At 35.6% G+C, this 26,003-nt stretch carries 15 protein-coding genes; 1 reads left to right on the top strand and 14 read right to left on the bottom strand.

The annotated features are described in order from the left end of the window. Nucleotides 1–14 precede the first annotated feature (14 nt). From ASE21_RS15580 to ASE21_RS21620, 11 genes are all read right to left on the bottom strand, one after another. Complete coding sequence (locus ASE21_RS15580; RefSeq protein ID WP_057123619.1) at nucleotides 15–602, bottom strand: heme-copper oxidase subunit III; 588 nt, start codon at nucleotides 600–602, stop codon at nucleotides 15–17. A 2-nt stretch (nucleotides 603–604) separates the two neighbouring features. Beyond that, the gene (gene cyoE / locus ASE21_RS15575; protein ID WP_057123618.1) at nucleotides 605–1,507 is read right to left on the bottom strand and encodes a heme o synthase; all 903 of its coding nucleotides are present in this window, start codon (nucleotides 1,505–1,507) and stop codon (nucleotides 605–607) included. Nucleotides 1,508–1,666: 159 nt separating this feature from the next. Beyond that, on the bottom strand, nucleotides 1,667–3,781 hold the full coding sequence (locus ASE21_RS15570) for an energy transducer TonB (RefSeq protein WP_057123617.1): 2,115 nt from the start codon (nucleotides 3,779–3,781) through the stop codon (nucleotides 1,667–1,669). Between the two features lie 17 nt (nucleotides 3,782–3,798). After that, complete coding sequence (gene deoC / locus ASE21_RS15565) at nucleotides 3,799–4,542, bottom strand: deoxyribose-phosphate aldolase (protein ID WP_057123616.1); 744 nt, start codon at nucleotides 4,540–4,542, stop codon at nucleotides 3,799–3,801. A 114-nt stretch (nucleotides 4,543–4,656) separates the two neighbouring features. Then, complete coding sequence (locus ASE21_RS15560; RefSeq protein WP_057123615.1) at nucleotides 4,657–5,040, bottom strand: VanZ family protein; 384 nt, start codon at nucleotides 5,038–5,040, stop codon at nucleotides 4,657–4,659. After that, nucleotides 5,033–5,413: a glycine cleavage system protein GcvH gene (gene gcvH / locus ASE21_RS15555; RefSeq protein ID WP_057123614.1), complete on the bottom strand. Its 381-nt coding sequence runs from the start codon at nucleotides 5,411–5,413 to the stop codon at nucleotides 5,033–5,035. Before gcvH ends, ASE21_RS15560 begins: the two co-directional genes overlap by 8 nt. A gap of 85 nt (nucleotides 5,414–5,498) precedes the next feature. Further along, entirely contained in the window at nucleotides 5,499–12,710 is a 7,212-nt protein-coding gene (gene sprA / locus ASE21_RS15550; protein WP_057123613.1) for a cell surface protein SprA, read from the bottom strand. A 24-nt stretch (nucleotides 12,711–12,734) separates the two neighbouring features. Then, the gene (ruvA, locus tag ASE21_RS15545; RefSeq protein ID WP_057123612.1) at nucleotides 12,735–13,316 is read right to left on the bottom strand and encodes a Holliday junction branch migration protein RuvA; all 582 of its coding nucleotides are present in this window, start codon (nucleotides 13,314–13,316) and stop codon (nucleotides 12,735–12,737) included. 80 nt (nucleotides 13,317–13,396) lie between these two features. Then, nucleotides 13,397–15,688 carry an NADP-dependent malic enzyme gene (locus tag ASE21_RS15540; RefSeq protein WP_057123611.1) on the bottom strand — a complete coding sequence of 764 codons (2,292 nt, stop codon included), beginning with the start codon at nucleotides 15,686–15,688 and terminating at the stop codon, nucleotides 13,397–13,399. 157 nt (nucleotides 15,689–15,845) lie between these two features. Further along, nucleotides 15,846–16,271 carry a CBS domain-containing protein gene (locus ASE21_RS15535; protein ID WP_057123610.1) on the bottom strand — a complete coding sequence of 142 codons (426 nt, stop codon included), beginning with the start codon at nucleotides 16,269–16,271 and terminating at the stop codon, nucleotides 15,846–15,848. A 352-nt stretch (nucleotides 16,272–16,623) separates the two neighbouring features. Further along, entirely contained in the window at nucleotides 16,624–17,103 is a 480-nt protein-coding gene (locus ASE21_RS21620) for a helix-turn-helix domain-containing protein (protein WP_082603494.1), read from the bottom strand. An 89-nt stretch (nucleotides 17,104–17,192) separates the two neighbouring features. Between ASE21_RS21620 and ASE21_RS15525 the strand changes: the two genes are divergently transcribed. Next, nucleotides 17,193–17,534 (top strand): hypothetical protein, encoded by a 342-nt coding sequence (locus ASE21_RS15525; RefSeq protein ID WP_057123609.1) that lies wholly within the window; start codon nucleotides 17,193–17,195, stop codon nucleotides 17,532–17,534. A 43-nt stretch (nucleotides 17,535–17,577) separates the two neighbouring features. Here the strand turns inward: ASE21_RS15525 and ASE21_RS15520 are convergent, their stop codons facing one another. The 3 genes from ASE21_RS15520 to ASE21_RS22475 are packed head-to-tail and all read right to left on the bottom strand — an operon-like array spanning nucleotide 17,578 to nucleotide 21,922. Beyond that, the gene (locus tag ASE21_RS15520) at nucleotides 17,578–19,581 is read right to left on the bottom strand and encodes an OmpA family protein (RefSeq protein ID WP_057123608.1); all 2,004 of its coding nucleotides are present in this window, start codon (nucleotides 19,579–19,581) and stop codon (nucleotides 17,578–17,580) included. 11 nt (nucleotides 19,582–19,592) lie between these two features. Continuing rightward, nucleotides 19,593–20,504 (bottom strand): type IX secretion system membrane protein PorP/SprF, encoded by a 912-nt coding sequence (locus ASE21_RS15515; protein ID WP_057123607.1) that lies wholly within the window; start codon nucleotides 20,502–20,504, stop codon nucleotides 19,593–19,595. Between the two features lie 50 nt (nucleotides 20,505–20,554). Then, complete coding sequence (locus ASE21_RS22475) at nucleotides 20,555–21,922, bottom strand: gliding motility-associated C-terminal domain-containing protein (RefSeq protein ID WP_410503572.1); 1,368 nt, start codon at nucleotides 21,920–21,922, stop codon at nucleotides 20,555–20,557. Nucleotides 21,923–26,003 lie beyond the last annotated feature (4,081 nt).

The following is a 26,003-nucleotide window of genomic DNA, read 5'->3' as shown; positions in this document are numbered from 1 at the left end:
TTTACGTTTTTTTCTTATTTAAAGAAATATAAAAATAAAAATAATAATACCCACAATAAATCCAAAAAGTGCCAATACATCGCACCTAGTTCTATACCAAGAGTTTGAGTCGGATTGTATTTTTGTTTAAAATGATTATAAATTATAATTAAAAGCGAAATTAATCCGCCCGCCAAGTGCAATAGGTGCATTAGGGCAATTACATAAAGGAAAGTTGTAGTAATTGAGCTACCTTGTCCTGTCATATAATAACCACTTTCGATGATCTGTCCAAAACCTCTGAATTGTAAGATTACAAATAGAATCCCCAAAGCAAATGTTCCTAAAAGAAATGCAGAAGTTGCGCTTCTGTTTCCTTTTTCAATTGCTTTTTTTGCTAAATAAAAAGTAACGCTGCAGCCAATAATAACTGCGGTACTAAAATAAAATGCAGTTGGTATTTGAAAATTTTGCAACCAGTCTGCTCTGGATTTACTAACTACAAATGCACTTGTAAGTCCTGCAAACATCATGGTCATACTAACCATTGCGAATAACAAAATCAGTTTTGCCGATTTTGATTTTCTTACCTGCTCTTCACTCGCCTGAATTGTCATTTCCATAACTATCTTAAAAATTTATCTACTATAAATACAATCTGCAGTAACGAAATATACGATACACTTACAAGCATTAATGTTCTCGCTGCTTTTGGTGTTCTGAGCTGATACAAACGTACTGCATAAAACAACATCCACAAACCAAGTAAAAACACTAAAACTGCAGCTATTGGCGAAATAAACAATTGCCCTGTATACCCTAAAACCGGTAATAATGAAGCAATAATTAACCAAATCGTATATAAAATAACCTGCAAAGCTGTTTTTCTATCTTTATTTCCTGTTGGAAGCATGAAAATACCTGCTTTCGCATAATCATCATACAAAAACCAGCCAATTGCCCAAAAATGTGGAAACTGCCAGAAAAACTGAATCAAGAATAATGTTCCGGCTTCGATACCAAATTCTCCTGTTGCCGCAACCCATCCTAACATAAACGGAATTGCTCCCGGAAAAGCACCAACAAAAACAGACAATGAAGTTACGGTTTTTAATGGTGTATATATACTGGTATATAAAAATATTGAAATTGCAGCAAACATCGCCGACTTTGCATTTATAGTATACAACAATGCAATGCCCGTGATAGTAAGCAGACTTGCAACAATTAATGCCGTTATTGAAGACATTCGGCCTGAAGGAACCGGACGGTTTTTTGTTCGGTCCATTAAAGAATCGATATCTTTTTCTATTACCTGATTAAAAGCATTTGAAGCTCCAACCATGCAATATCCTCCAATTGACAAAATAAGCAAAACGCTCCATTTAAAAGGATGTTCGCTGTTAACACCTAATAAATATCCTGCTATAGAAGAGAACAAAACACTAATAGCCAAACCAGCCTTAGTTATCTCTTTGAAATCCAGAAATATTGATTTTATTGAAATTGTATTTTTAGCAGCGTTCAATACCGTAGTCTTTGTATATTTTTTTTTGAGTGCTGCAAATGTACAAATTAGATTATAGAATTTAGAACTTTAAAATTAGATTTTTTTCGATAAAACCTTTATAAAATAAGAACTAGCCAATCTTTAACACTATTACTTCGAAAAATCTTATTAAAAATTCTAATAATCAAAATACCAGTTAAAAATATCAGAACGAAGACCGATAGTAAACCATGTTGTACTTTGTTTAAATGTCGTCGCTGTTTCTTGTGTCGGATCAAAATTTCTGTAAATAAAACTTCCAAAGAGTTTTAAATTTGTGATGGGATTTATCAAATATCCTCCCTGAATATCGGCAATAAAAATACTCGTTTTATTTCCCTGTCCTACTTTTACACCTTTATCATATGGACGGTTTTCATCATAATCCTTATAGATATTCCCTCCATAATTAAAAGTATTTTCTGCAGTATCAAAATCTAAACCTCTTTTTCCAATTGTAAATTTAGCATCTGCAAAGAGACGTCCTTTGTGGTAGCGTCCAATTGCGATAAATTCTTCAAAATTTCCTCCCCATTGATGTCCAATACTTTGATTGTTATGAGCATAATTTGTAATAGGATCACTATGAGAATACACATACGGACGCACGTGATTGTATTCTAATTGCAAAAGCAAATCTTTTACATGGAAAGCGTTATAATATTTAGCTCCTAACTGATATCCAAATTTATTTTTCCAGCTTTTATCTCCGGATTTCATATCTCCAATTGAGAATTCGTCTAATAAAAACTGAGCATATAAATTAACATTGTTATTCCACTTGTATTTCGAAGTCATTCCTAAAAGCGCATTACCGCTTCGTGATGATGATGCAAACTCAACAGAACGGTAAAAAATAATAGGATTTACAAAGTTAACATCAAATCCTCTGTTGTTGGTATCTGTCCAGACAACAGATTCAAAGAATCCTAAATTTAGTTTGTTTGAAACATTCCAGCTCAAATAATGGTTGGCCATATATTTACTTGCGTATGTTCTGTCAACCGTTACGTCCGGGCGAACATCTTTAAGCCACATGTAAGTATTGGTATATTTTATTTTCCAGAAATTTGTGTTGATTTTAAAGTATGGATAAGGGCTTGCTCCATCGCTTTCAAGCAAAGAGCGGTATCCATCTCCAATAAAATTTCTTCCGTAGCCTAATTGCAAATCAAATATTTTACTTGGAGCAAAGGTGATATTGGCTTCTGCCAAAGGAAAATCGTAAGCATCGGTTTTAAATCTTTTGGCAATTCCTACTCCCGGAATAATTGCCGGATTTCCTCCTGAAGGTTTTAGCGTTTCTGCATAATCGTTGTAGTAACCTGCAAATCGGCCCTGACTTTCAAAAATGGTTGTTGTAAAATTGATTTGTTCTCCCAGCCCGCCTCTAAAATTTAGCGCACGCGTATTTACATAAGAATAAGAAGCGTCAAGATCTGAGGCTTTTCCCATTTGTAAATCCAAAATTGGGTTTAGCGCCAGCCAGTAATTTTCTCCCTGAATCTGAACAAGGTTTTCATTCCAGAGTTTTCTGCCCCACCAGCCTGAAACTTTTTTCTGAAGCGATTCATTTACTGCTTTTAAATTATAATATTTTGAAACCTCAGCATATGTATAAGGTTTTGAAGCCGTATGGTTATTACTCCCAACCTGGTTCATCGCCCCATCAAACTGCGCATAATAGCTGTGCGAAAAAGGAATATTTAAATGACTTTCAAATTCAGGCATATTGTATTTTTTGTATACTATACTGTCTAGTTCAGTCATTGGTTTTTCAATTGGCTTCAAAATTTGAGAGGCTGCCAAAGCTTCTGCCGCAATCTGATCTGCACTCTTTAAAGGAATATCAATTGAAATCGTGTATTTAGAATAAGTTGGCTGTCCATTATAAGTAGAAGGTTTTATTTTCGGGAATTTTCCAAAAACACGTTTGGCTTCTTCAGATAATAAATCATTTGCCGCATTTACATAAATAACTTTAAATTCGCCATTAGCATCAACTTCAAAAAGCACTTTTACTTCACCTTTATAGTTATTCTGTTTTAAGGTTTCGGGGATTTGAAAATTGTCATACACAAAATTCTGCACTTCTCTGTAAAAGCAGTTTTCTAAATTCTTAGACTGAAGGTTTTCGCAATGTGGAAAAATTGGAAACTGTTCTGCAGTAAAACCTTGCTTTATATTTGTTTCCTGAGAAAAAATAAAGAATGGGGTCAAGATAATAACAAAGGATAAAAAAAACTTATTCACGTAGATTGGGGCTTTATTTAATATTGATTTGTGGTATTTTTTCCGTCTGCAATCGCTTTTGCTGCCGATGTACCGATCCGTTTAACACCTAAACGAATCATTTGTACAGCATCTTCATACGAGCGGACGCCGCCGGCTGCTTTTACAGGTAAAGGTGATGCGTTTTCAAGCATCATGATAATAGCGGGAACTGTTGCTCCGTTTGGCAGATTGTTTTCGGTATTGTAAAAACCTGTTGATGATTTTACAAAAACCGAACTATAATCTTCTTCTTTAAAATTTGATATAATAACATTTTTTATTAATGCAGAAAACTGGATAATTTGTTTATCTGTCAAAGCAGCTGTTTCAATAATCCATTTTACTGTCTTATTACTGGCCAGGCCAATTTGGGTTCCAATTAAAATTTCTTCTTTAATTAACGAAACATCACCATTTTTAAATGCTTCGTAATTACAGACAAAATCCAAATCATCAGCTCCGTTTTCAATTGCTTCATTGGCTTCTTTGATTTTGGATTCTAAACTTGAATTTCCTTTTGGAAAATCTATCACTGTACCAACAAGCAGATTCGAATTTGATTTTAAAATCATTTCTTTGGCTAAACTCACATATTCAGGGCGAATCATTATTAGTTTAAACTTTTCATCAATCGCTTCTGAAATTGCATTTCTGACCACAACAATATTCTTCTCTTCCGAAATTCCGGCTTGAGAAGCTGTTTTTAAATAAGTAGAATCTAAGTATTGCTTAACATTCATAATATTGAAGTTAGATCGAATGTGGCAAAAATACATTTAAATTCAGAAAAAATAGTGTTTTAAAAGCTTGATTTTATGCCAATAAAAAACCCACCGAAGTGGGTAATTATATTCTTATATTTTATCGATTTGTTTTTTAAAAGCTATTGCCGAAAAAACTCCTGTGAATGCACCTAATGCATTGGCCAAAACATCTGTTACATCTGATGCTCTTGTTGTGGTTAAAACACTTTGCAGAATTTCGATTGTTATTCCGAAAAAGACAGAAAAAATAAACGAAATCAAATATGCTTTGTAATCATTAGCATCTTTCCCTTTGAGTTCTTTTTTAAAGAATAAGATCCAGGAAATTGTAAATCCAAAATGAAAGCAAAAATGTACAATCTTGTCAATACTTGGAAAATTTACCGCCGGAATATTGCTTGAATCTATCAAACAAAAGTACGCAATGATCCCGGAGCAGATAATTGCCCAGATTAACAATAATTGTTTAGGCACCGATAAGTTCTTTATACGCTTCGTCAGATAATAAAGTATCTATTTCTGATGCATCAGCAATTTTAATTTTAATCATCCATCCGGCTCCGTAAGGATCAGAATTGACAGTTTCAGGTGCGCTTTCTAAATCTTCATTAAAAGCAATAATTTCTCCAGTTAAAGGTAAAAACAAATCTGAAACTGTTTTTACAGCTTCAACTGTTCCAAAAACCTCATCTTTATCAAGTGTCTGATCTAAAGTTTCTACTTCAACATACACAATATCTCCTAACTCTTTTTGTGCAAAATGAGTAATTCCTACAGTTGCAACATCGCCTTCGATGCTAACCCATTCGTGATCTTTTGTGTACTTTAAATTTGCTGGTATGCTCATAATAATATGTTTGAAAATTGATATTTTATTAATTCTTCAACAAATGTAATAATCTTCTAATAATATCTTGGTTAGAAACCTAAATTTAATTTCCGAAATTATATCGAAGTGTAAAACCGGATCTAATATTTGTTATTGGGAACGAGGTCGAAACAACAGCTTTTGAAAAGGAGTGGTCATAATAGAATATCGCAGTCAGGTTTTTACTGAATGAATAATCGGCTGTTACCTTAAGTGCCCATATATTTTGACCAGCCGCCAGCTGATTGTTGTCATAATCTAAATAACGAACTAATGTCTGATTGTTCCTAAAAGAGAAATCAGCTTTAATATTGATATCACTCTTAATAATTCCGGTTGGATTATCTGCCAGTCTTGATGAGAATATAACATCTTTAAAACGATATCCTAAACCAACTACATACTCAATTCCTTTAACTTCTGTCAACAAATTATTATCAAAACTCATGGATAAGGCTCTGTCTTTTTTCACTTCAGAAAGAACGCGGAAAGAGTTTTTCAATTCAAAATCCATTCTGATTAAAGGGCTGAACTGCTCTACCAGGTTGATATTTGACATAACTATCGGATTGTAGAAATTGGTGTTAACGTCCTGTACTTTTGGAGAATCGTTGTAATCAAAGTTAGATCTAAACTGATTAATTGTATACGACGCCCTGTAATTATGCTGCAGTGAAAAACGCTTAAATTTATCTTTGAAATATTTATAACGCATTAATCCGTTGTATTTAATACTCCAGTTTGGAATTGGAAAACTTCTAAAAATATCTGTAGAAGAATTAGAAGCATTACTACCTGTATATGCCGCTATGAAAGCCGGCAATAAAACTGCCTGATTACTCTTAGTGTAACCAATTGGATATCCCTGATTTGAAGAATAGATTCCATAATTAGCATCTGTTTCTGCCGGAATCGGGTTGTTTGCGTCACCATATCTGGGAATTGCAGCGCCAGACCCATAACGTTCTTCTGCCAGACGGTTTGCTATTATCAAACGATTAGTTCTAAAATCATCAAATGCAGCAGATTCATTTTCATTACTGGTTGCAAAAGCCGTTTTTATCAATACTGTAGAAATAGAAAACATTCCATAAGTATACGGCGACAACGGTATATATTCATGTGTCGTCTGGTCAACGCTATACTGTTCTGAAGTGTTTTCAGAGTAAGAACGGTCCATTGACAAATCAACTTTTAAATCTGGTAATAAATCAATATTAGCTGTTACTTTCAATAGTTTATTGGTAACCTGCGAGTAACTTTGGTTGAAATCCTGATACGTTGTCAGCCATCCGTTTTTAGCCGCTTCGTAACGTACGTCATCCTGACTTCCAAAAACAAATCCTAAACTTGGTTTTGATGTTCCGAAGAAACCAATACTGGGTGTATAACCCGGTAAAACCGTCCCGCTATTTTTGGTATAATTAATCTGAACATTTTTAATGCTCGTCAATACACCAATCAAACCATCGTAAAACGGACTGCTGCTTACAACAGGTTTTGCTGTATTTACAATTTTTTCACCTGGTTTTGGCGGAGCTGTCGGTTTAGGTTTTGCCTGTTTTTTTGCGCCCGGAGTTAACCCTAAATATTTATACAGCGTAGGCATATTTAAAGTCGTTGTCAGCGTATTTGAGTTAGCATTCTGAATTGTATTTCCTAAGTTATATACACTTCCGGTATCAGGATCTGTATATTCAGAAAATGCAGTTGAAGAACGCTGCCAGTTATAATCTGCAGTATACGAATAACTCGCTTTTACAAAACCAAAAACCGGAATTTTGTTAATTGGAATTTCATAATTCAACACCAATTGCTGTGCATGCTGATTTGGCGTTCCAATGTCCCAGTAATCATCCCAAATATTAAAATCTTCTTTCGGAGAATTATCATCATTTAAGAAATTACGAACGATATTATTTGATGTTGCACTGTAATTCAGTTTTAAAGATTTAGTTAAGTTAAAACCAAATCCATACTGATAATTAAAGGCAAAGTTTCGTCTGTATAGCGGATCAAGCCCAATGCTGCCTTCTGTTAATTCCACTTCTCTAAATAGCTGACGGTTGCTTTGTCTTAAAATATTAGAATTGAAAGAGATATTGGAAGGAAGATAATTAAAGTTGATATCACTTAATAATTTCCAGTACTCACTTTTCTTCATGAATTTGGTTTCCTTAAAAGGAACTACTTCTTTTGGCTGGAATGTATAAGCATAATTTACAGCTGTATTTGACTGTTCATCTTCGTAATCTTCCACTTCATAATCATGACGTTCGACCTGATTGTATGATTGCGAAAATGTAAAATTCTCTACATCATAAACATGCGGTTTTTGTTCTGGCGCCCTGTCTTTTCTTACTCCGATAAAGTTGATACTTTTTCGTTTGGTATAATCTACTGCACGAGTTCTGATATTATCTTTTTCTGCCTGATCTGTTGTTTCTCTAAGCAGCTGATCTAATTTAATATCCTGATTAAACGGATCGTATTCCGGAGTAATTACTTCTTCGCCAATTGCATAATTAAACGGCAGATTAATTCCCCATTTTTTAGGCATTAATTTTCCTAAATTTAAGTTGGTTACAATGTTATACTGCTGTACATCTTCACGGCTTCGTTCATTTGCACCCTGTTCTAAAGATCCGAAACCAATTGTACTTTTTCTTCCTGTTGCAGAAACTGTAGCAAAATCGGCCATATTGGTATCAATATTTAACAATGCAGCCATACCGCCTTTGTTCTCCAAATCGGCCAGACGAAGCTCATTAAACCAAACTTCCCCTTTAATATCTTTATGATCGGCCCTGCTTTTTACACCGACCATTAAATTTCTGACTAGCCCGAAATTAGGATTTCCTTTTATACCTAAAGTTAATTTAGTATCGCCATCACCTCCTGCAACATCCGGGTCATTATCCGGATAATAAATACCATTGATATCTCTTTTGGAAGAATTAATATCAATGTTCATGGCCTTAATTTTCATTTTGGTCAGCAATTCCAAAGCCAGATCAATATTGTTTTCCTCCATCCAGACCAAATCCGGACTTATAGTACAAGAACCTCCGGTTGTAGTTACTTTTAAGGGAATCTCAATCTGATAGAAGTTTTGTGTAAAGTCATTTCCGAAACGGATGAAACCTATCATTTCATCATCTAAAAGTGCATTTTCATTTGGAAGAGATTCTGCGTGTAAAAACATTTTCAGTTTTTTGTACTGACGCATATCGACACTTACGTTTTTGAACACCGCTCTAGAATCCTGATATTGCAAACCTGTTCCGCCCACTCTCACGGCCAATGCCTGTTCATTTTGGTTAATGACAGTATTGTTATTGTACAACTGCTCTCTTTGAACACCTGGAGGAATTACGTAATTAACCGGACATTTTGTTCCGTTTTCCTGAATATTTACTGCCGCAACGTCAAATTCTACACCATCATCATTAGGATTTTGATCATTTGCATCAAGTGTTCCTGTATATCTTCTCCACTCTCCTCTAACTAAATCTAAAGCACCAAAACGAACTGTTGTCTGGCTGTTAAACCCAGTCATAAACATACGCATGAAACGAATCGATCTAAAATCAGTAATGTTTCCAATTGTATTCTGCGGCTGAGAAACAGGAATTTTAAACTGAATCCATCTTGCAGTAGTACTTCCTCCATTTGGAAGCTCCACATTACTTACTTCCCTAATATCTGTAATATAATTTTCTCCAACCTGCATTCCCGGTTTAACATCAATACTATATTCATAATAAGCATTGATCGTATTCATCGTGTTATCACGGTTAATATCTTCAACATCAGGAAGAGTTGTCGAACCACGATTAGGGTCATCTATATTTACTGCGGAGTTTCCTTCTGTGCCGTTATAATTTTTATAGCGCTCTAAAACACCTCCATCCGTATTTAAATAATAGGTATAATCGTCTGCAGCAGGATCTGCTTCTCCTGCATAATTAGTATAAATTTGTCCTTCTTGAGCACTTGGCAATCCATCTAAACCAATATCCTGATTTTTTCTATTGTCAGGGTTGGTATCAAAAGCATAAATTAAAGATTGCGAAGCCGGAACATCTCCCCAAAGTGGTCTCGGATTAACCTTTATCTGATCCGGACCTAATCCGTTTTCGTATTGTTTTCTTCCGTCTTTTAAAACGTCTTCTGAGATTTCACCTAAGTTAAAATAAATTTTACCCGTATTATTTACCGGAGCTTCTCCATTTCCAACATAAGGGTCAAGAACCCAAAATTGAATATACTCAACATTTCCCTGCTCAAAATTGGTTGAATTTAAAGCACGCATAATTCCACCAAAATTGGTTGCCGGATTTGTTGTTCCAAAATTCGGGTTGTTGTTATAAGGTCCTCTTTCAGATGGATAATAAGTCAAATCGAGTGTATTAACTACCTGAATCTGTCCTTGAGCAATATCTGTATTTGGATATAATTCCCTGCTATAAATTCTTCTTGTTGTATTTAGCGATAAATCATCATTTGATATTCCCGAAGGTTTTGAAGAATAAAACACGGGATCAATTGTATACCATGATAATTTAGCTCTTTTAAAACCATATTCTAAGGTATTTGAATTGGCATTAAACGTATTGTCATTTATAGAATTTACAAACGGTGTTGAAGCTAAGCTCCATGCATAGGCAGAACGCATATCTATTGTTGACTGAGAGCCTTCAAAATCATCAACATAAATAGTTGCTTCTCCTTCAAAATCACTTGCTTTTGGTGCATCTGGTCTTAAAAAGGCTACTTCTCCGCGAACAGATAAATTTGACGGAACATCAGTATCAATATTTGGAAGTTTGTTTGCCAATCTTGTCAGGAACGGAACTTCTGTAGAGTAATTTCCATTAAAGCCAAAAATAGTATTGTTTACAGATTCCTGTCCATAACTCGATTTTTGAGTAAATGGTCTTTCTGTCATTTTTAAATAAGTACCGCCAATAACGAATTTATCCGAGATTTTATGTTCAATGTTGAATCCCATAAATCTTCGGGTCTGCTGGCCAAAAATAGAATTGTTTTCCAGCGAAACCTCAATTGGTGTATTCGAAGCCTGCAATGACGGATCAAGGATCTGAACTCTTCCTAATTGATAATCGACACTATAATCAATACCTTCTACTAATCTTCTTCCGGCAGCTGTAACCACAACAGAACCCTGCGGAACGTTAAATGCACCAATAGGAATTCCGTTACTTCCTGATGATTTGTATTTTCCCCTTAATAAGAATTTGTTTTTATCACTGTCCTGCAAAGCTCCAGATTGCGTATTTCGGTACATGTTTCTGAATACATATTTCTGCTGGTTTGCATTATATGTCGTGGGATCGTTATAGTCTTCTGTTCCGTTTTTTAATTTATTGAATATAAGTTCTCCAAAAGGCTCTTTTGTGGTAAAGATGATACGTCCGTTTTGAACATCAACTGTAATTCCCGGAATGTAATCGAAGAAACCATCTCCTCCTACTTGCGGATCGTTGTTGTAATTTAAACGGTCCAGGTTAAAAACATTTAATAACGGTGTTTGTTCAACCTTCATATCTGCCGTTGGGTTTGTCGGGAAAGTTGATCCCGGAACCGGAGTAATATAATTTATAGGCGAAGGATCTGTGTAAAGAATATTTAATCTAAAATCGTCCTGTTTAATTTGATAAGCCTGTGGAATTTGATAAACGTTTTTCATCATAAGGTTCCAAACCGGATTCTGAACGTTCGTCAAATTACTTTTCAGCATTTTTAAAACCAAACTTTGTGTAATAATGGCCTGATTTGCGTTGTTATTTCCTGTAACAACTGTAGCATCAACACCATCACTACCAAACTCCCCTACCTGATACACTTTGCCTCCAACTGTATATTCAAAAGCTACAGCCAGGATTTCATCATTTGCCAAACGCTGCTGTAAAGAGATATATCCTAACTGCGGATTAAAAGTATATTCTGCAGTTGTCAGTTTTCTGGCATTTTCCAAAACAGAATAATCTGTTGCTTCGCTGACGTTTGTGTTATTAAATCCGGATTTTGCAGTTACGATTTCTCTAATATTCGAATTTAAGAAAGACCCAGCCTGACCAATTGTCGCCGGATCGTATTTGTTGTTATTATTGCTGGTTGGACTGTCAACCGGATTATTAAAAAATCCCGTTGTCGAACTTATAACTACCACCTGATTGTCAGGAATGCCGGTAATTTGTGCTTCTCCTAAATCCTGAAGCGCAATAATATTTCTTAAGTTATTATTGTTTGTCGTTACACGATTTTGCTTGTTGGTTACCCAGACTTCCAGTCTTGTAATCTGAACACGGCTGTCAATAAAAGGGTAATTTTTTAACGACGCATCGTATTTATTTCTAAAATACTGAGAAAGGAAAAAGTGACGGTCGTTATCGTAATCTAAAGCATAAAGATCAAAGTTCTGAACAGTTCCTCCATTTTCTGCAACAACACTTTTTGTTTGTGATTTTTGTTCAGAGAAAACACCTGTAATGGTGGTTCTTCCAAATTGTAATTGTGTTTTTACCCCAAATAAAGATTGTGCACCACGAATTAACGTACTGTTAAGCGGCATACTGACGTTACCAACTTCGACTTTTTGAATAATATCATCTTCGGATGGAGTATAGGCAAGTTTAAACAAGTTTTGAAATGCAAAAGTGGATTGTGTGTCGTAATTAGCATTTACTTCTAATCTTGTTCCTATTTTTCCCATCAGACTCATACTGATTCGCTGGTCAAAATCAAAGGTAAGGCTTGATCTGTTTCGCGGTGAAAAGGACGGATTATCCTGTTTGGTGTAGCGAACACCCAAGTCCATTTCTACAGAACCTGTGGGTTTTACATCAATTGTATTACTTCCAAATACACTTTCAAAAAGACTTGAATTAATGTAATATCTTGGAAGTAAATCTTTTTTAGCAGCCTCTGCTCCGGTTTTTTTACCGTCAATTGCGTCGGCTTTTTTTCTAAAATAGTTCCTTCTGGATTCTTTTAAAACCAAATCTTCGTATTCTCTGGGAGTCAAAACGAGTGGATAGTCAATGGAGAAACCATCAACTGAATTGGTGTAAATATACCGGTCTGTAACAGGATCGTATTTATAGGCCGAAAGTATGCTTGGTGGATTTTCCAACTCGAGTTTCCCTACAGAGAACTGAGTTTTTGTTGTATCTTGAACCGCCGGATTTACTTGTGATCGTATAACATTACCACAAAATAAAACCAGTAAAAAAATACAAATTTTACGCATACAATTGGTTATAAAAAATTGGTTTTATAAGCTTTTTAAAGCCTTTTTGATGATCGTTTCTACTGTAGCTTCCGGATCTTCTTTTACGATTTTTTCTACTACTTTTTCAGAAGCTTTTCTAACGAATCCCAGAACTTCCAAAGCAGATAACGCTTCATCTCGATTTGTATTGTTCTGAACTACCGAAACTTCGTCTAAATCGTACAACTTTAACACTTTTTCTTTCAGATCAAGTATTACTCGCTGCGCTGTTTTGTTTCCAATTCCTTTAATTGACTGAATAACCCCAACATCGCCCGAGGCAATTGCATTAATAATTTGTCTTGGTTCTATTGAAGAAAGCATTGTTCGTGCAATTCCGGCTCCAATTCCTGAAACCGACAATAACATCCTAAATATCTCACGTTCAGATTTTTCTACAAAACCATATAAAGTATGCGCATCTTCTTTGATTTGAAGATGCGTATACAATTTTATAAAATCAGCATTTGGAATTAATGAAAAAGTGTGTAAAGAAATATTTACGTGGTATCCCACTCCCCCGCAGTCAATTATAACGTCTGTTGGATTTTTTTCAACTAATTTTCCCTGCAAATGTGCTATCATAAGTAATATTAATAAGAATCAAATATAGTAAAAATGCAATAAAAATAAGACAATATTATCTGATCCTTATTTTTATTAATCTATTGTGCTAATTTGTTCTTTTTATTTTCTTTTTCCTGAGCGTCTATAACAGCAATTGCCGCCATATTAACCATTTCCTCAACGCTTGCCCCTAATTGAAAAATGTGAACCGGCTTGCCCATTCCCATCATAATCGGACCAATTGAAGCTGATTTATTCAACTCTTTCATTAGTTTATAAGTAATGTTTGCTGCCTCTAAGTTAGCGAAAACCAGTGTATTTACCTTTTTACCTGCCAGTTTAGAGAAAGGGAATTTTTCCTGAAGCATTTCAGAATTTAAGGCAAAATCGGCCTGAATTTCACCATCTACGACCATCTCAGGGTGATTTTTATGTAAAAATGCTACTGCATCTCTTACTTTTGCCGCATTTTGATGTGTCGATGATCCAAAGTTTGAATAAGAAACCATGGCAATAACTGGCTCGATTCCGAACATTTTTGCTGTTTTTGCTGTCATCAGTGCAATGTTTACTAAATCTTCAGATGAAGGATTAATGTTTATTGCGGTATCTGATAAAAACATTGGCCCTCTCGATGTCAGCATCATGTTTGCAGTGGCAACAAGTGATGCTCCGTGTGCTTTTTCAATTAACTGAAGCATTGGTTTAACAACGCTTGGATAACTTCTTGAATAACCTGTAACCAGTGCATCTGCTTCTCCTTCGTTGACCATCATGGCTGCGAAATAGTTTCTTTCGCGCATAAATTTCTGAGCATCAAGCAAAGAAACACCTCTGCGCTCTCTCGCTTCCCAGTATGAATTTGCAAATTTATTACGTCTTGCTTCTTCTTCGTTTGTTTTAGGATCGATGATTTCAAGATCAGCATCAAAACCTAATTCAGCTTTTAATTCTAAAATAGTTTCTCTGCTTCCTAATAAAACCGGAATACCAATTCCGTCTTCATGAACAATTTGCGCTGCTTTTAATACATTTAACTGATCTGCCTCTGCAAAAACAACACGTTTAGGATCTAATTTAGCACGATTTGTAATTAAACGTACCATTTTATTATCGTTCCCCATACGTTCGCGCAGTTTATCTTCGTAAGCTGCCCAGTCTGTAATCGGATTTTTTGCTACTCCGGAGTCCATTGCTGCTTTTGCAACTGCAGGAGCAACCACTGTAATCAATCGCGGATCAAATGGTTTTGGAATAATATATTCCTGCCCGAAACCTAATTTAGTAGCACCATAAGCTACGTTTACCTGTTCAGGAACCGGTTCTTTTGCCAAAATAGCCAACGCTTTAACGGCAGCCATTTTCATTGCTTCGTTAATTTTTGTCGCTCTTACGTCTAATGCTCCTCTAAAAATATAAGGGAAACCTAAAACGTTATTTACCTGATTAGGAAAATCTGAACGGCCTGTAGCCATAATAACGTCTTTGCGGGTTTGTACCGCTAAATTATAATCGATTTCCGGATTTGGGTTTGCCATTGCAAAAACAATCGGATTGTCTTTCATTGTTAATAACATTTCCGCTGTCAGGATATCTCCTGATGATAATCCGATGAAAACATCTGCTCCTTTTACAGCTTCTGCTAATTCAATTTTTGGACCATCAATGGCATATTTTAATTGCAATTCTGAAAGCGAAGGGTTGTCTTTTGTTAAAAGTCCTTTACTATTATACATTAAAACATTCTCTACCTTAACACCTAATAAAACATATAAATCTGTACAGGCAATTGCTGCAGAGCCTGCTCCTGAAACTACTACTTTTACATCTTCAGGTTTTTTACCTGCCAGTTCTAGTGCATTGATTAATGCGGCAGAAGAAATAATTGCCGTTCCGTGCTGATCATCGTGCATTACCGGAATGTTCAATTCTTCTATTAACCTTCTTTCAATTTCAAAAGATTCCGGAGCTTTAATATCTTCCAGGTTAATACCTCCAAAAGTTGGAGCGATATTTTTTACCGTCTGAATAAATTCTTCGACATTTTTTGTATCAACTTCGATATCAAAAACGTCAATATCAGCAAATATTTTAAATAACAAACCTTTTCCTTCCATTACTGGTTTTCCAGCTTCAGGACCAATATCTCCAAGTCCTAAAACAGCAGTACCGTTTGATATTACAGCAACTAAATTTCCTTTTGCTGTATATTTATAAACGTCATCAACGTTTGCTGCAATTTCTAAACATGGCTCAGCAACTCCAGGCGAATAGGCCAGTGACAAGTCTCTTTGGGTTGCATATTTTTTTGTTGGAACTACCTGAATTTTTCCTGGAGTCGGCTCTGCGTGATACAGTAATGCCTCTCTTCTTTTACTCTCTTTGTTCATTATTTTAGCTTTTATTCTAGCTTACAAAGATATAAGTCTTAGTTTTAAAAAGGTGCGCTTTTAGTGGTTTCTTTTGTTAAAATATCAAAATTGGAAACTCAAAAAAAATAGTCCGGCGTGATCCGGACTATTTAAAAAAGTATTTTTATTGAAGCGTTTACTGTGATATATAAGAGTTTAAGTGATGGATTGTATCTTTCTGAATTTCAATAATTGCTTTAACAACATCACTAATCGAAATGATTCCTACCACAATTCCGTTTTCTAAAACAGGCAGGTGTCTGATTCTTTTTGAACTCATCAGTTCCATACAATCATCAATATTATTGGAGAGCTGTACAGAAAATACATTGCTTTCCATAATTTCATGCACAAATGTTTCTTTAGAAGATTTGTCTTTTAAAACAATTTTTCTAGCATAATCCCTTTCAGACAAAATCCCTTTTAAGTCGGTTCCGTCTATGACCAGAATAGCGCCGATGTTTTTATCTCCCATTACTTTCAGGGCTTCGTAAACAGTTGTTGTTGAACGTACCGAAAAAACATTTTTCCCTTTTGCGTTTAGTATTTGATCTACAGTCATATCTGAAAAATTTTAGATTTATAAAGTTAAAATAAAAACAAATACGATGCGCAGCGAAATCGATTTTTTAAAATCACAACTAGCTCATTTTAAACAAAATACATAAAATAACAGATTTTCAAAATTATAATTTAATGAAAGAAAAAATTTACAGTTGTTTTTTGTAGAAAATTAGATTTTTTAACGTTTTTGGTTTGAATGTAGAATTTGTTTTATTGCAATTGCGTCAAAGAGATAAAATTTATGTCAATAAAAATATCCCGTAAGTATATTACGAATGAAGAATTAATACAGAAAGTCTAATTGATTTATTATAGATTTTTAGAAAATATCTTATGTAACTCGTTTTGATTTATTCAAAATCAAAAAGTTCTTTTATTGATATTCCCAAACCTTTAGATAATGCAAGCAAATTAAGATATGTAGGATTGAATTCACCTGCCTCAACTTTATGTATAAATTGCTCATCTTTAAATATCAGTAAACCTAACTTAGCTTGCGACAATCCTTTGGCTGTTCTAAGCTCTTTAATCCTAGTTCCTAAACGCTTTAAATCCTCTACCTTATATATTTCGTTTGAGTCTTGAAGTAAATTATTTTCGGAAAAAATTTTGCTTATTAAAACACTTGATTCTATTTTCAAAGAATAAGCTATTGAAAAAAGTAAACCAATGGTAATATTTTGTTTTCCTTTTTCAATTCTTTGAATAGTTCTTACATCAACATTACATAATGTTGACAATTGTAATTGTGTAATATTTTGTTTTCCTCTGAGTTCTTTGATTAATAAACCTAATTTAATAATCTCTAACTCGTATTTATTTTTTTCCACAAATCAAATCTATTAAACTGTGAAAAAAATAAACGCGACATATATGTCGTTTGTGGAATATAATATTACATTTGCTAAAAACATATTATATGGAAACTAATGAAATTAAAAATTTAGAACGCCTAAAAAAATTATCTGCCTTATATTTTCAGACTCTTAAACCCGTTAATGACGGAAGTGAAATGTATGCTGCTCAAATTAAATTTCTAAACTATTTTGAACTTGGCTGTGTGATAACTGATATGCTGAAATTATGCATTTTGGCATTGAATCACGATATGCATAAGATTTCGGAAACCAACAAAAATCAATCTATTGATGTGAGTCTTGTTTTAGAAACTTTGCTGCAAATTTTTCCTTTAAGAGAATTCGAATTTTTAAGTGAAATCAATTATATGTTTACTGCAGATTCAAATCCTGAGAATACGTAAATAAAAAAGCCTTTCTAAATTTAGAAAGGCCTTATATCTTAAATTACAGACTTATAATTATGAATTCGCTTCGTCTGTTTTGCTGATGTTCTTTTTCGGTACATTTTACGCCATCGGCACATTTATTAACTAATTGTGTTTCTCCGTAACCTTTTGCTGTTAATCGGCTTGGATCAATTCCTCTCTGCTCCAGCCAGCTTTTAGAAGACTGTGCTCTTTTTTCAGATAAAATCTGATTGCTTTCTGTAGATGAACGGCTGTCTGTATGCGAACGAATATCGATTTTTATGGTTGGATATTGTTTCAGCATATCTACGATTTTTTGCAGTTTAGGCTCTGATTCTTTCTTAATCGTTGCTTTTCCTAAATCGAAAAAGTTCATCGGAATGTTTAAAAGTTTAGCTAAATCTGTTCCAACTGTAATGTTAACTTTAACCGGCTTAATTGAATTTCCTTTAATAACAACCGGCATTGCTTTTACAATTGGTTTTGGTTTCTTTTCTAAAACTATTGGCAGCGAAACAGAACCTGTTGCTTTTTTAAGCGTTATATTAACTTCTTTAAATATATAATCTTCTTTGGAAGTTTTGATATAATATTTTTTTCCGCATCTGACATTCGAAAAAATATAATTTCCGTTTGAATCCGATTTTGTTTCAACAGCCGATTTACCGGATTCATCAAATAAAATTAATGAAACGTCTGAAAGTACTTCGTTTGTTTCCTGATCTATAACTGTTCCGGATAATTGCTGTTCGCAGATTAGTTTTCGGTTTTCTGTAAATCTGTAAATATCATCAAGTCCGTGACCGTTTACTCTGTTTGAAGAGAAAAAGCCATTTCTGTTTTTACTGTTTATTGAAAAAGCAAAATCATCTTGTTTACTATTTACCGGTTCTCCAACATTTAGTACTTCATCAAAAGAACCATCTTTGTTTATTTTTGAAACATAAATATCGAGTCCTCCTAATCCTGGCCGACCGTCAGTAGCAAAATAAAGTTCATTTTCATCTGAAATAAAAGGAAAAGTTTCTCTTCCTTCTGTATTAATTTCCGATCCTAAATTTTCTGGTGTTCCATACGTTCCGTCTGGCAGAATACTCACTTTAAATATATCAGACAAACCTAAGGTTCCCGGCATATCTGATGCAAAAAATAATGTTTTTTCATCCACACTTAAAGCCGGGTGCGCTACGCTGTATTCGTCACTGTTAAAAGGAAGTTCCTGAACTTCTTTCCATTCGTTATTCACCAATACTGCTTTGTAAAGTTTTAAAAATGTAATGTTTTTTTCATTTTCTTTTCTTTTACCGTTTACAGAATTATTTCTGGTAAAATACATGGTCTGTCCGTCTTTTGTAAAAACCGGAGTCGACTGGTTGAGGTTTACTTTTAAGTTTTTCTTGTGAAATAACTCTGCTTTTCCAATGCTTCCGTCCGGATTCAATTGTGCGGTATATAAAGTTGAGATGGCTTTATTTGTCCACTTAAAACTCTTTTTAATAATCGCACCGGTGTCTCTTGCCGATGTAAATACTAATTTGTTGTCTAAAATTGTAGTTCCGTAATCTGAATCTTTTGAATTAATTCCGGCATCAGCAATATCAAAACGGCCTGAATTGGATTTAATATCGTCTAAATAACTTTTATTTTTTAAGAATAAAACTGCTCTTTTGTCTGAAGGTGCTATGTCGCTGAATTTTTCCAGAATCCTGTCTGCTTTAGCATAATTTCCAATTGATTTTAGGCATTGCGCATATCTGTATAAATATTCAGGTTCCTGATTTTCATTAATATTAAATAGTTCCTGATAAAATTTTAATGCGTTTTCTAATTCTCCTATGAAGTAATAAGAATTTCCAAGTCTTTGAAATATCCTTTCTTCCTTAACTCCTTTTTCTACTAATTTTTCATACGCTTTTATAGCATCCGCGTAAGCGTAACTATCGTATTTTTTATCTGCATTTTGTATACTGGCTGTCTGCGCATTTGCACTGAAAAAAAAGCAAAAGAACAAAAAGGAATAAACTAAATTTTTCATCTTCATATTTTAATCAATTAAAAGAATCTTGGTGAAGTAAGTTTGCTGTAGGTATTAAAAAAGTCAAAACGAAGGAAAATTTCATGCGATCCTGAATTGTATTTTTGCAAACGTGTTGTTTCGTGATCGTAGCCGTATCCTATATACATTCCTCTTGTAACCTGAAAACCTGCCATTGCGCTAACAGAGGCACTCCAACGGTAAGCCAGTCCTAAAACAAATTTGTCATTGAACATAAAATTTCCTGAAACATCAACTTGTAAAGGCGCTCCTTCTACCATTTTTGTTAATACAGCCGGTTTGAATTTTATATATTCTAAACGATCTAAATTGAAAACATATCCTGCCATTAAATAGTAGTTTATTTTTTCTTTGAAAATAGCCACATCATTATCATCATATCGGTTTGTTTCAATAAAATTTGGCACAGATAAACCTATATATGCTTTGTCAGAATGCCAATAAACACCGGCACCAATATTTGGAGTAAACTTGTTTCTCAAATCCTGAAACATTTCGTCATTTTGATCTTCGTAGCTCAATTTACTTGGATCAAGATTGAAAAGATTCGCTGTTGCTTTAATTCCGAATGAAAGTTTAAACGATTCAGAAGTTGGAACACTATAAGATAAATCTGCAGACAAGGTATTTTCATTTGTTGGCCCGATTTTATCGTTTACCAGCGAAACTCCTAATCCTAAATTACTGTTGTTTAAAGGTGTATTTAATGAAAAAGTACTGGTCACCGGAGCTCCATCAAGTCCAATCCACTGCGTACGATATAACCCGAAAACACTTAGAACACCACGCGAACCTGCGTATGCCGGATTGATTTCGATAGTGTTATACATATATTGTGTAAATTGAGAATCTTGCTGAGCAGAGCACACAACTGTAAAAAACATGAAAATTAAGCCTAATTTTTTCATTTATAAGAAATTTTAAAACGGCTTAGCTTGTACTAAGCCGTTTGTAATTTTTATTTATTAATATATAAATAACCTGATTTTTCGTGAGGATTAGAACCGCTGTCTTTGTATTTCAGGATGTAGAAATAAGTTCCTGCTGGTAATCCGTCAGATTGTTTAATGGTTGTACGTCCTTCAGAATACCCTTTAAATACTCTGTCTTCATTATTATAACCATCTTTTTCGAAAACCAGAACTCCCCAACGGTTATAGATTTCTACCGTATTATTCGGGTAGCATTCTATTCCCTGAATGTAGAATCGATCATTTTTACCATCTCCGTTTGGTGACATACCTTTCTTAACATCGATTTGACAACCATTTAATGTTATCACAGTAGGCTGGTCTCCATTTACTCCTTCATTATCTGAAAGATCCTCAACTACTACTCCTTTTGCGCTGTTTCCTTTAACACTTGCCTGATTCGTAACTTCTCCTTTATTGATATCGGTTTGTGTTATTTTATAAATTGCACTAAAGTTGCTGCCATTTGATTCTCCAACACCTAAATCCAAGGCTTGTCCTGAAACAATTACTCCCGGTAATGGATCTGTAATCGTAATATTTTTTAATGGTATATTTCCTGTGTTTGTCACTACAAATTTGTATGTAATTGTTTCACCCGGTTCTGCGTTGTTGTTCTTATTCTCATTGTTGAACACAGCTGTTTTAACAATTGCGATTGCCGGAACTTCAACAAAAACAGATAATGTTGCCGAAGCGCAATTTGCTGTTGCTGCTGCCTTCTCACAAATTTCATACGTGATCTGATATGTTCCTCTAGGTGTGTTTGGTTTTACATTTACAGTTCCATCAGCATTAAATTCAAAGTTCGTATTATTAGAAGTATTCGTTATTGTAACATCTGCAGGGTTAACTGCTAATCCGTCTAATAAATCATTATCTAACACATTTATGAATTCAAGAGAACCGTTAATTCCGTCAACTGCTATTTCTCCGTCATTATTTGCAGCAATTGGTTTAGTTGGCGTAACCGGAATAACCGTATTCAACACATCTACACTTACAACTGCCTGACTGCAATTAGATGAACTTAAAGCATCGCATATTTGATAAGTAAGCTGATAGTTTCCTGTTTGTGTTCCCGGTTTAATATAAACTGTACCATCTGCATTTAAAATTAAATTAGCATTTGGAAGAACAGTACTCAAAATTACATTTGCAGGAATAACAGCTGATCCATTGTGTGTGTCATTAGTAAATACATTTATGCCTGTACTAGTTCCTTTGGTAATATCGATTGGTCCTGCAGTATCATTATTTGCTTTGATCTCAAATGTTGGTCTTGCATTACAACCAGCTGTCGCTGTTGGATAATTTACCGAAACATTAACTGTTGGGTTCAATGAAAATACCATTGTCACTGCTGGTCTGGTGTTTTCAAATCCGTCAGGACCTTGTGTCCATTGTCCATTTGTATTTACCCATCCTGGCCAGTCTAGTCCATTTCCGCTTCCATCAACAACTGCACCCGGCCATAAAATATTTCCGCTTAATGGCAAGTTAGTCTGAGTAGCGACAACCTTGTTTGCACTGTCTACCCATTGAATCGTTAATAAATTTGTAGGAGTAAAATTATCTGCTACAACATTATAAGATACATAAGGAACGTTGTTCGAACAATAACTGTTTGCTGTTACTGTCATTGTTGGATCATCAACTGTTACTTTTACAGAAGCTGTACTACAGTTTGTTGGATTTAGTTTTTCACAAATTGTATAAGTCAATGTATAATCGCCTCTTGGTGCACTTGCTCCTAATGTAACTGTTCCGTCAGGATTTAATGTTAAAAATCCTGCTGGATCCGGAGTCACAACTGAAAGGTTCAAAGTGTTTGCTATAACTGGCAATCCGTTATTAGTATCATTATCAAAAACATTTACTACTGTTTGAGGGTGGTTTACTCCAACTACAGATCCAACAATATCATCAATCGCTTGTAATAATGCTCCGCTGGTTACAACGACTTTTGAGATCACTGCATCACAGTTTGATGGATTAGTTACCTCACAGATTCTGTATTCTACTTCATAAGTTCCTGCTGCAGTGTTTGCTGCAACTGTTACTGTTCCGTCTGCGTTAAGTGTTAAACCTGCTGGAACGCTGATTGCTGTTAATGTTACCTGTCCTGCCGAAGTACCAATTACAACTGGGTTACCGTTTAAGGTATCATTAGCCGTTAAGGCTGCTGTTGTACCGCCAAGATTTCCGTTTATTGCTGCCGTAGTTTCTGTTACTGCATCGATTACTAGTGTTGGTGCCGTTACTCCTACTGTTACACTTACTGTGTTTGAACTGCAGTTTGATGGGTTTAGTTTCTCACAGATTGTGTAAGTTAACGTGTAAGTGCCTGCCGGAGCATTACCGCCTAATGTTAAACTTCCGTCTGGGTTTAGAACTAAATATCCTGATGGGTCCGGTACTGCAACTGTCAGGTTTACATCTGATGGAACCAGTGCTGTTCCGTTTTTAGTATCGTTATCAAATACATTAACCGGTAAAGTCTGAGCTGTGTTTCCAGATGTAACCGATCCGATAGTATCAGCATTGGCAATTAATGTCGCTGCTGTTACTACAACTTTAGAGATCACTGCATCACAGTTTGNGATTTACATCTGATGGAACCAGTGCTGTTCCGTTTTTAGTATCGTTATCAAATACATTAACCGGTAAAGTCTGAGCTGTGTTTCCAGATGTAACCGATCCGATAGTATCAGCATTGGCAATTAATGTCGCTGCTGTTACTACAACTTTAGAGATCACTGCATCACAGTTTGCAGGGTTGGTTACCTCGCAGATTCTATACTCCACATCATAAGTTCCTGCTGCAGTGTTTGCTGCAACTGTTACTGTTCCGTCTGCGTTAAGTGTTAAACCTGCTGGAACGCTGATTGCTGTTAATGTAACCTGTCCTGCCGAAGTACCAATTACAACTGGATTTCCGTTCAGGGTATCATTAGCCGCTAAGGCTGCTGTTGTACCTCCAAGATTTCCGTTTATTGCTGCCGTAGTTTCGGTTACTGCATCGATTACTGGTGTTGGTGCCGTTACTCCTACTGTTACACTTACTGTGTTTGAACTGCAGTTTGACGGGTTTAGTTTCTCACAGATTGTGTAAGTCAACGTGTAAGTGCCTGCCGGAGCATTAGCACCTAAAGTTAAACTTCCGTCAGGGTTTAAAACTAAATATCCTGATGGGTCTGGTACTGAAACTGTCAGATTTACATCTGATGGAACCAGTGCYGTTCCGTTTTTRGTATCGTTATCAAATACATTAACCGGTAAAGTCTGAGCTGTGTTTCCTGATGTAACAGATCCGATAGTATCAGCATTGGCAATCAATGACGCTGCTGTTACYACMACTTTTGAGATCACTGCATCACAGTTTGCAGGGTTGGTAACCTCGCAGATTCTGTATTCTACATCATAAGTTCCTGCTGCAGTATTTGCTGCAACTGTTACACAGATTGTATAAGTTAATGTGTAAGTGCCTGCCGGAGCATTACCGCCTAATGTTAAACTTCCGTCTGGGTTTAAAACTAAATATCCTGATGGGTCTGGTACTGAAACTGTCAGATTTACATCTGATGGAACCAGTGCCGTTCCGTTTTTGGTATCGTTATCAAATACATTAACCGGTAAAGTCTGAGCTGTGTTTCCTGATGTAACAGATCCGATAGTATCAGCATTGGCAATCAATGACGCTGCTGTTNGTATCGTTATCAAATACATTAACCGGTAAAGTCTGAGCTGTGTTTCCTGATGTAACAGATCCGATAGTATCAGCATTGGCAATCAATGACGCTGCTGTTACCACCACTTTTGAGATCACTGCATCACAGTTTGCAGGGTTGGTAACCTCGCAGATTCTGTATTCTACATCATAAGTTCCTGCTGCAGTATTTGCTGCAACTGTTACTGTTCCGTCTGCATTAAGTGTTAAACCTGCTGGAACGCTGATTGCTGTTAATGTAACCTGTCCTGCCGAAGTACCAATTACAACTGGGTTTCCGTTCAGCGTATCATTAGCCGTTAAGGCTGCTGTTGTACCTCCAAGATTTCCGTTTATTGCTGCCGTAGTTTCGGTTACTGCATTAATTACTGGTGTTGGTACCGTTACTCCTACTGTCACACTTACAGTATTTGAACTGCAGTTTGACGGGTTTAGTTTCTCACAGATTGTGTAAGTYAAYGTGTAAGTACCTGCCGGAGCATTAGCACCTAAGGTTAAACTTCCGTCTGGGTTTAAAACTAAATATCCTGATGGGTCTGGTACTGAAACTGTCAGATTTACATCTGATGGAACCAGTGCTGTTCCGTTTTTNGTTAAACTTCCGTCTGGGTTTAAAACTAAATATCCTGATGGGTCTGGTACTGAAACTGTCAGATTTACATCTGATGGAACCAGTGCTGTTCCGTTTTTRGTATCGTTAYCAAATACGTTAACCTGTAAAGTTTGCGCAGTGTTTCCTGATATTACCGATCCGATAGTATCTGCATTGGCAATCAATGTCGCTGCTGTTACCACCACTTTTGAGATCACTGCATCACAGTTTGCCGGATTGGTTACCTCACAGATGCTGTATTCTACATCATAAGTTCCTGCTGCAGTATTGGCTGCAACTGTTACTGTTCCGTCGGCATTAAGTGTTAAACCTGCTGGAACGCTGATTGCTGTTAATGTAACCTGTCCTGCCGAAGTACCAATTACAACCGGGTTACCATTTAAGGTATCATTTGCTGTCAAGGCCGCTGTTGTACCGCCTGTATTGCCGTTTACTGATGCTGTAGTTTCTGTTACTGCATCGATTATTGGTGCTGCAATTGTTACACTTACTGTGTTTGAACTGNGCTGTTGTACCGCCTGTATTGCCGTTTACTGATGCTGTAGTTTCTGTTACTGCATCGATTATTGGTGCTGCAATTGTTACACTTACTGTGTTTGAACTGCAGTTTGATGGGTTTAGTTTCTCACAGATTGTATAAGTTAATGTGTAAGTGCCTGCCGGAGCATTACCGCCTAATGTTAAACTTCCGTCTGGGTTTAAAACTAAATATCCTGATGGGTCTGNCACAGATTGTATAAGTTAATGTGTAAGTGCCTGCCGGAGCATTACCGCCTAATGTTAAACTTCCGTCTGGGTTTAAAACTAAATATCCTGATGGGTCTGCAGTAGTTGTCGTCAGATTTACATCTGATGGAACCAGTGCTGTTCCGTTTTTGGTATCGTTATCAAATACATTAACCGGTAAAGTCTGAGCCGTGTTTCCAGATGTTACAGATCCAATAGTATCAGCATTGGCAATCAATGACGCTGCTGTTACTACAACTTTAGAGATCACTGCATCACAGTTTGCAGGGTTGGTTACCTCGCAGATGCTGTATTCTACATCATAAGTTCCTGCTGCAGTGTTTACTGCAACTGTTACTGTTCCGTC

Origin of the sequence: Flavobacterium sp. Root901 (genome assembly GCF_001429765.1) — a bacterium.
Lineage (GTDB): Bacteria > Bacteroidota > Bacteroidia > Flavobacteriales > Flavobacteriaceae > Flavobacterium.
Note: the sequence above shows the minus strand (reverse complement) of the source record. Positions and strands in the feature narration are given on the sequence as shown.